The sequence below is a fragment of the Candidatus Dependentiae bacterium genome (assembly GCA_018897535.1).
Lineage (GTDB): Bacteria > Babelota > Babeliae > Babelales > UASB340 > UASB340.
Genome location: JAHIKO010000046.1, coordinates 1 through 8,162, shown reverse-complemented (window position 1 = coordinate 8,162; position 8,162 = coordinate 1). Strand labels below are relative to the sequence as shown.

The 8,162-nt window shown below is 27.0% G+C and carries 8 protein-coding genes; all 8 read left to right on the top strand.

Annotated features, from left to right (window positions below):
* Positions 1 to 922 (top strand): glycosyltransferase (locus KKE07_02855; protein MBU4269794.1); only part of this gene is annotated, 922 nt, incomplete at its 5' end.
* Between the two features lie 84 nt (positions 923 to 1,006).
* A complete protein-coding gene (locus tag KKE07_02850) occupies positions 1,007 to 1,294 on the top strand; it encodes an acylphosphatase (protein MBU4269793.1) in 288 nt (95 codons plus the stop codon).
* Positions 1,295 to 1,394: 100 nt separating this feature from the next.
* Positions 1,395 to 4,217, top strand: a complete 2,823-nt coding sequence (locus KKE07_02845; protein ID MBU4269792.1) for a BamA/TamA family outer membrane protein — start codon at positions 1,395 to 1,397, stop codon at positions 4,215 to 4,217.
* Between the two features lie 83 nt (positions 4,218 to 4,300).
* Positions 4,301 to 4,981 (top strand): hypothetical protein, encoded by a 681-nt coding sequence (locus KKE07_02840; protein MBU4269791.1) that lies wholly within the window; start codon positions 4,301 to 4,303, stop codon positions 4,979 to 4,981.
* A gap of 135 nt (positions 4,982 to 5,116) precedes the next feature.
* Positions 5,117 to 6,208 (top strand): ABC transporter ATP-binding protein, encoded by a 1,092-nt coding sequence (locus tag KKE07_02835; GenBank protein ID MBU4269790.1) that lies wholly within the window; start codon positions 5,117 to 5,119, stop codon positions 6,206 to 6,208.
* 9 nt (positions 6,209 to 6,217) lie between these two features.
* Complete coding sequence (locus tag KKE07_02830) at positions 6,218 to 7,078, top strand: ABC transporter permease (protein MBU4269789.1); 861 nt, start codon at positions 6,218 to 6,220, stop codon at positions 7,076 to 7,078.
* A gap of 12 nt (positions 7,079 to 7,090) precedes the next feature.
* On the top strand, positions 7,091 to 7,885 hold the full coding sequence (locus KKE07_02825) for an ABC transporter permease (GenBank protein MBU4269788.1): 795 nt from the start codon (positions 7,091 to 7,093) through the stop codon (positions 7,883 to 7,885).
* Positions 7,878 to 8,162: hypothetical protein (locus KKE07_02820; GenBank protein MBU4269787.1), on the top strand; the 285-nt coding region annotated here is incomplete at its 3' end. The genes KKE07_02825 and KKE07_02820, both read left to right, overlap by 8 nt.

Below are 8,162 nucleotides of genomic sequence, written 5' to 3'. Positions count from 1 at the left end.
ATTTTTTAAACTTATAAAATTAATCAAAAAAAATAGAAAAAATTATACGGATTTGATAGTCCATACTCATAGTACAAAAGCCGGAATTTTGGGGCGTTGGGCTGCTTTTTTCGCCGGTATAAAAAATATAGTTCATACTGTGCATGGTTTTGGTTTTCATGAAAACCAAAATAAAATATATTGGATTTCTATTTATTTGGCTGAATTTTTTACTGCATTTATTACTACTAAATTTGTTTGTGTTTCGAATTATGATCTAAAATTTGGTTCTAAATATTTACCATTTTTCAAAAAAAAAGCTTTGATAATTCGAGCCGCAGTTGATTATGATAAATTTTATATTCCGGCGAAATGTGTAAAAAATATTGAAAGCGATAATTTTGTTATTGGAACGGTTTCTTGTTTTAAGCCACAAAAAAATTTAATTGATTTATTAAGAGCATTTAAAAGACTTTTAAAAGACTTATCTGAAAAAAAAGATAAAATCTTTTTAGAAATTGTTGGGGATGGTGTTTTACGCCCTGAATTGGAAAATTTTATAAATCAAAATGATTTAAAAAACAACGTTAAGTTACTTGGTTGGCAATCTAATGTTGCAAGTATTGTAAAAACATGGGATTTGTTTGTTATGAGTTCTTTATGGGAAGGTTTACCATGTGCAATAATTGAAGCCAGATTATCAAAATTGCCGGTTATATCATATAATATTTCCGGAATACCAGAAGTAATATTTGACAATAAAAATGGTTTTTTAGTTGAATCTCAAAATTGGCAATTGCTTAGTGAAAAAATAAAATTTTATATAAATAATAATTCTGAATATTTGTCTGCTGCAAATTATAAAGATAATTTATCTGGATTTCATAAAAATTATATGATCGAAAAACATATTGATCTGTACAGAGATTTTTCTCAGTTATAAAAATATTTTGACTTTATAAATTTTAATTTGATAAATTTACCCCACTAAATGTACGATAAAAAAAGAGAGATGAAAGGTTGTAAAATGAAGAGGTGTGTAAAAATACGAGTCATAGGCAAGGTTCAAGCTGTCGGATATAGACATTTTATACAAAACCAGGCTGAAAAACTTATGATTGAAGGAACTATTCAGAATCAGCATGATGGATCGGTTATTATATTTGTTTGTGGTGGGCAGGATAAATTGGATGACTTATTAGATTTTATTTATCAGGGTAGTCCTAAATCAAAAGTTGATGATGTTCTTATAGAACCTATGCAAACTGAAAGAGATTTTCGCGGAGTATTTCGGGTAATTGGGGATAATTTATAAAATTTTTTATAAAAAATTTTACTCTTGTTCATTAATTTTAAAGATATTATTATGAGCAAGAGTTTTTTATTTTCTCAAAATTTAAGCTATTGTTTATTGTATGCATCTAAAGATTAAGTTTTTTATATTAAATTTTTTAATTTATTTTTCCTGTAATGCTGAGAATACATTTTTACTGGAGAAATTAACATTTGATTCTGATGTAAATTTTTCTAACTACGAATTTTTATATCTTACAAAATTGAAGCAAAATTCTTTTATTTCTGATTTAGAAATAAAAAATGCAAAAAAAAATTTAAAATCCAAAGGTAGATTTGAAAAAATAATTATAAAAATAGATAATTTGAATAATGGTAAACATGTGCATTTTTCTTTAAAGGGTAATTGGATTTTTAAAAAAATTTATATTATTGGTGTTTTATTTGGTAAACATGATTATTCCGCTTTTTATAAAATGCAATCGGGAGATTATTTTGATATTGATTTACATCGTCTCGCAATAGATAAAATTGTAGAAAATTTGAAATTTAAAGGGTATTACAATTGTATTGTAAAAGACGAATTAATTTATAATAAAGATAAAACAATATCTGTTTATATAAAAATTAAAAGAAATAAAAAATTTTTTATTAATAATATAAATTTTGATTTATCACCAAATATTTGTACAGAAAATGAATCCATATTAATTACAAATTTTTTTCAAACAAAAATATTTAAAAATTTAAACAAAAAGATTGCAACAAAAGAAAATATAACCAAGAGTACAAGAAAGTTTTTAAATTATTTAAAATTTTTGGGTTTTGTTAATCCAAAAATAATTATAAAAAAAAATATTTATAAAAAAAATAATTTTTTAGACTTAATTTTTAGTATCAATTTAGGTAAAAAGCAAAAATTAGGATTTGTTGGTAATAAAAATTTTTCAGAAAAATATATACGACAAAATTTTTTAGGAACAGATTACCCATCATGGTTTTTTACACCTGAAATTATAGCGCAGGAACTTTTCGATAATTATTATAAGAAAGGTTATTGGGATAGCGTAATTTTTTATAAAAAGCAAAAAGACGGATCTTTTTTATTTAATATAAATGAAAATTTACCAATAATTATAAAAAATATTTTGGTAAAAGATTTAGAGAACAATTTAATAAAAGAAACAGATATTTTTAAAGAGTTGGAAAATAAAATTTTTGACGAATATTTGTTAAATCAATTTATAAACAAATTAACGAATCGATTTTTAAAACATGGTTTCTGGGATTTTAAAATTTTAGATAAAAGTTTTAAAAAAAATAAAAAAGAAAATAGTTGTGATATTGTAATAACGATTAATAAGGGAGAGCAACGTTTTTTGGGAAATATTAAGATTATTCCGGATTTGAATTTTTTATCAAAAAAATTTTTTGATAAATATCAAAAATTATCAGATCAAGATTTAAAGCCATTTGATTATTATTGGTTACTTGAACAAAAAAATTTTATTTTAAAAAAAATGCAAAAACTCGGATATTGGTATGCACTTGTAGAAACAATATTACAAGAAGTTTTGGTTGATAAAAAAACTAAGATAAATTTGATTTGGAAAATAAATCTTGGTACACAAATTAAGTTTGGACCAACATATTTGCGTGGAAATTCAAAAGTTTCTTTTAAAAAAATTCTAAAAGAAATGAAATTTAAAGAGGGTGATATTTGGGATTCTTTTAATATGGATCTAACTCGTAAAAATTTAAAAAAATTGGATTTATTTAAGATGGTTCAAATAGAACCAAATGAAATAGCTTTAAGTCGAGACACTGGATTTGTTCCAATAAATTTGACATTAATAGATAAAGAGCCTATAGAAGCGGCTTTTAGATTTGGTTATTTTTTAACAAATAAGAACTTTTTATTTAAAAAAGCTTCAACGTATAGAGTAGGAACTTCTTTAATTTTTAATAATCCTACAAATAATTTAGACAAATTTACATTAAATGCCGATCTAACTCGATTTGAAAGAAAGTTTGATTTTGAATACAAAATGTTATCGCCATTTGGAATAAATTTTGATGATTCTCGCGTAATTGGTAAATTAAAAGTCTATTCAAATAAAAGTATTAACCCTGTTGAAGTAGAAAATAGTCAATCTGCATATCAGTCTATTGAAAATGGAATTTTAGTTGGTATTAATAACGAGTTTAAGCGTGATTATTTTTGGCGATTTGGAATTGGAAATGAATGGGTTAGAACGGAAAAAGTTCGTGGCAATATTAATTTGGATAGGCGTCTAATAAATCAGACATTACCGTATTTTTTTATAAGCCCAAGTTTTGTGGTAGAAAAAATTAATGATCATCTTGATATAAAAAAAGGTTCAATAAATTTTGCATCTTTTAGGTTTATGATACCTGAATGTGAAGGTAAGCCTATTGGTAAGTTAACAACTGAGCACTCTTTTTTTATGCCGTTTTACAAAGATATTATTGGGGCATTAAGAATTCGTTTAGGGTATATATTCAATTCTACATTTAACACGATTCAGCCATCGCAAAGATTTTTTTTGGGTGGACCTTTTACCGTTAGAGGCTATGAAAAAGATGCTATTCCGCCGTATGGGGTCGAAGAGTATGTTGATGAATATGGAAAAATAAAGAAAAAATATACAATCCAGGGTGGTAGTGGAATGTTTAATGCCAATTTAGAGTTAAGATTCCCGGTATATAAATTACTTCACGGTGTAATTTTTCAGGATGTTGGCGTTTTAAGTCAGACAGGGTTCGCAGGTTTTAGGGGAAAATGGTATCCATCTACCGGTGTTGGATTAAGATATAAAACTCCAATAGGTTCAATTAGATTTGATCTGGGCTTTAAATGGAAACATTTATTGCCTGATGATACAAATTATTCATGGTACCTAACATTGGGAGAGGTTTTTTAGATTGAACTTCTTTAATTTGTAAATAAATAGTTTATAATAAATTTTTACTGGTTTTTGTTAAATTTAAAATTGAGGGGTAAAAAATGTGCTGTGAATCAGAAAGCCATTGCGAAAAAGGTCAATTGGAACGGCATAATACGATAATAGATGAAATTGTTTGTCATTTGCCAATAGCAATTTTTTCTGTAGCTATGTCTATGGTTGTTCTTAGTTTTTTATATTACGTAAATCCTGCAGAAAATAAGCTTGGGGCATATCGTCTATTTCATAATTTTCACTATTTGCATCTTTTGTTTGCCGCAACAGGAACGGTTTTAACTTTCAGACGTTATTCAAAAAATAAAATGTTGGCAATAATTATAGGTTTTTTGGCGCCGGCATTTTTCTGTACTCTTTCAGATATGATATTGCCATATTTCTCCGGAAGATTACTTGGTGTTGATATGTCTTTTCACTGGTGCTTTGTAAAAAAATTATCAAGAGTGTTGCCATTCGTTTTTGCCGGCATGCTTAATGGATGGTTAATGGCCGATCATGATTCAAATAAACATCTTTTTTATTCTCAGGGGTTTCATTTTTTACATATATTTGTAAGTGCAATGGCTTCTATTTTGTATTTGGTTAGTTTTGGATTTTCCAATTGGTATAACCAAATAGGATTTGTTTTTATTTTATTAATTTTTGTGGTTTTGGCTCCATGTACTTTATCTGACATCGTTGTTCCAATGATTTTTGCCAGAAGAGACAAAAATACTAAAAAGTAGTTTATTTTATAAAAAGTTTTTAAAAAAGTTTAAACTTGCACTTAATTGTGATTTAATGATATTTGTTATATTTGTTTAAACTATTTGGCTTTATCTTTTTTTTGGGTTTTGTGATTATTGTAGAGGGACTTTTGGATGAGGCAAATTCGTTTGGAAAATGTTAGTAAGACATTTGAGGGTGAAGAAATAATTTCCGGATTAAGTTTGGAAATTCCTACCGGAAAGTTTTTTGCTTTACTTGGACCTTCGGGGTGCGGTAAAACTACAATATTGCGTTTGATTGCCGGACTTGAATCGGTTGATTCGGGAAAGATCTATTTGGGCGATCAGGAGATTACACATCAGCCAATTTATAAAAGAAGAATCAATACTGTTTTTCAACAGTATGCTTTATTTCCGCATCTTTCTGTTTTTGAAAATGTTGCCTATAGTCTACGCATAAGAAGAGAAAAAGAAATATTTGTAAGAGATAAAGTTTATGATGCTTTAAAGATGGTTCATTTATTGGGCTTTGATAATAAAAATATAAATAGCTTGTCCGGTGGACAACAGCAGCGAGTAGCTCTGGCTAGAGCAATTATAAGTCAACCTGAAGTTTTATTGTTGGATGAGCCTCTTGCGGCATTGGATCAAAAATTAAAAGAAAAATTATTAATAGAACTTATAGAATTGCAGGACAAACTTAAAACGACATTTGTTTATGTAACGCATGATCAATCAGAAGCTTTAACTGTTGCCGATAAAATGGCGATCATGAATAATGATGGTCACATTGAACAAATTGGAACGCCAAAACAAATATACGAATTTCCCGTATCAAGATTTGTTGCAAATTTTGTTGGCAATACAAATATTATTGCCGGTAGATTGATAGAAACAGATAATCAACAAATGGTAGAGGTAAAAGGGCTTGGAAATATTTTTGTTTTTGCGCCGTCTAAAAAAAATTGGATGATTTCGGGATGCAATTTATTTTTAAGTATTAGACCTGAAAAAATATATATAAGTAAAAAAGAAATTAATGGATTTTCAAATCATCTAATTGGTCGAGTTGATAATATTATTTATTATGGTCGATCTACTCAATATAGCGTGATGTTGAAAAACGGTAAAAAATTAATGGTTTTTGAACAAAATGAAGAACATTTTCCGCAGGAAGTTATTGATTATGACGATAGTGTAAATCTTTACTTTCAAAAAGAAAATATAGTGCTTTTACAGGGATAGTTTGAAAATATGAAATTTTTTAAAAACTTTTCTGTTGCAGATTTACCGTTTATTTTTATTACACCGGCGTTGATATGGCAAATTTTATTTTTATATTTACCATTAAGTGTTTTAATTTTAAATAGTTTTGTTGAATTTGATAATATTATACGATTGTCATTTTTAGCTTATAAAGAAATTTTTAATCAATTATATTTTAGTGTTATTTTTAATTCTTTATTTTTAGCTTTTTCAACGGCATTTATAACTTTTTTATTTGCATATCCTGTCGCCTATTTTATATCTTTAAAAGTAAAAAAATATAAATCATTATTTTTATTTTCATTAATATTGCCTGCATGGACAAGCTTTATTGTTCAGGTTTATGCTTGGTTTTTTTTGCTTAAAAAAGATGGTTTATTTAGTATAATATTTAAATTTTTTGGATTGTTTAAAGATTCTACACATCTATTAAACAATTATTTTGCCGTTCAGGTTGGTATGGCATATTGTTTTTTACCTTTTATGATTTTTCCAATTTATACAGTACTTGAAAAAATGGATAAAAGATTAATAGAAGCTTCACACGATCTTGGTGCTAATAAATTTCAGACATTTATGCGTGTTATATTTCCTATTTCTATGCCGGGAGTTCTTACTGGATTTTTATTGGTTTTGATTCCGGCTTTTGGTGAATTTGCAATACCGGATTTATTGGGCGGTGGAAGAAAAATATATTGGGGAAGTATAATAGTTGAAAAATTTTTGATATCAAGGGATTGGAAGTCAGGTGCAGCTATTACGGTTTTTGGAGTAATCGCTTTGACATGTGCTTTAATTTTTTCATTGATATTGCTTCGAATTGTAAAAAAAATTATGAAAAATAAATAAAGATTGGTTACTATGGTTTTAGGAAAAAGAAAGATTTCTAGATATTTTAGCCCATTATTAGTTGTGATGGCTTATTCGTTTTTGTACTTGCCGATATTTATTCTTATACTTTTTTCTTTTAATAGTTCTTCAGTTTCAATTGAATGGACCGGTTTTTCTATAAAATGGTACCAGAAATTATTTGATTCTCCAGAGATTTGGCAAGCTTTAGGGGTGTCTTTAATTGTTGCTATTTGCGCAACAATTTTAAGTTTGGTACTTGGAACTTTTTTTGTAATATCCGGTAGATGGTTAAATATAGATTTGTTGAGCAATCTTTTTAATTCCGGAATAATTTTACCCGAAATAATTTTGGCAGTAAGTGTTCTAAGCTTATTTGTGTTTCTAAAGATACCACTGGGATTTGGTAGCTTAATTGTGGGACACACTATAATAGGATTAGGTTTTGTTGTTCCAATTGTAAGAGCGCGATTTAAAGAATTGGATCCTGAACTCACTGAAGCTTCTTTAGATTTGGGTGCAGGGTATATTCAAACTTTTTTACATGTTATTTTCCCATTGCTGGTACCGGCATTTGTCGCTTCAGGGTTACTTGTTTTTACACTTTCTTTGGATGATTTTTTAATTTCGTTCTTTTGCTCAAGTCCAACAGTTCAAACTTTATCGGTATATGTTTATTCTATGATCAAAACCTGGGTTGACCCAACGATTAATGCAGTGTCAACTTTATTGCTTTTGGTAAGTAGTATTCTTATTTTACTTTTATCTTATTTAAAAGTTGTTGATAAGGTTGTCTCAAATGAATAATAAAGAAAATATTAATAAAAATTTTTTTTTAAAGCATTTAAATAAATTTATAATAATTTTTATATATATTTTTATATTTGCGTTTTTTCTTTATTTGCCAAATTTTTTAAATTTGTTTTCTAAAAGAGATAATGTAATTAATGTATATACATTTACTGATATGATTTCGCCTGAAACTGCACATGACTTTGAAAAACAAACAGATATTAAAATAAATTTAAAAATTATTATAAATTTATTTAAATGCTTTAAAAAAAAATTTTTATTAATATTTTCT

Bases quoted from the DNA above. Each gene is read 5' to 3' on its own strand.
- KKE07_02850 (MBU4269793.1), top strand. From the start codon at position 1,007: ATGAAGAGGTGTGTAAAAATACGAGTCATAGGCAAGGTTCAAGCTGTC.
- KKE07_02845 (MBU4269792.1), top strand. From the start codon at position 1,395: ATGCATCTAAAGATTAAGTTTTTTATATTAAATTTTTTAATTTATTTT.
- KKE07_02840 (MBU4269791.1), top strand. From the start codon at position 4,301: ATGTGCTGTGAATCAGAAAGCCATTGCGAAAAAGGTCAATTGGAACGG.
- KKE07_02835 (MBU4269790.1), top strand. From the start codon at position 5,117: ATGAGGCAAATTCGTTTGGAAAATGTTAGTAAGACATTTGAGGGTGAA.
- KKE07_02830 (MBU4269789.1), top strand. From the start codon at position 6,218: ATGAAATTTTTTAAAAACTTTTCTGTTGCAGATTTACCGTTTATTTTT.
- KKE07_02825 (MBU4269788.1), top strand. From the start codon at position 7,091: ATGGTTTTAGGAAAAAGAAAGATTTCTAGATATTTTAGCCCATTATTA.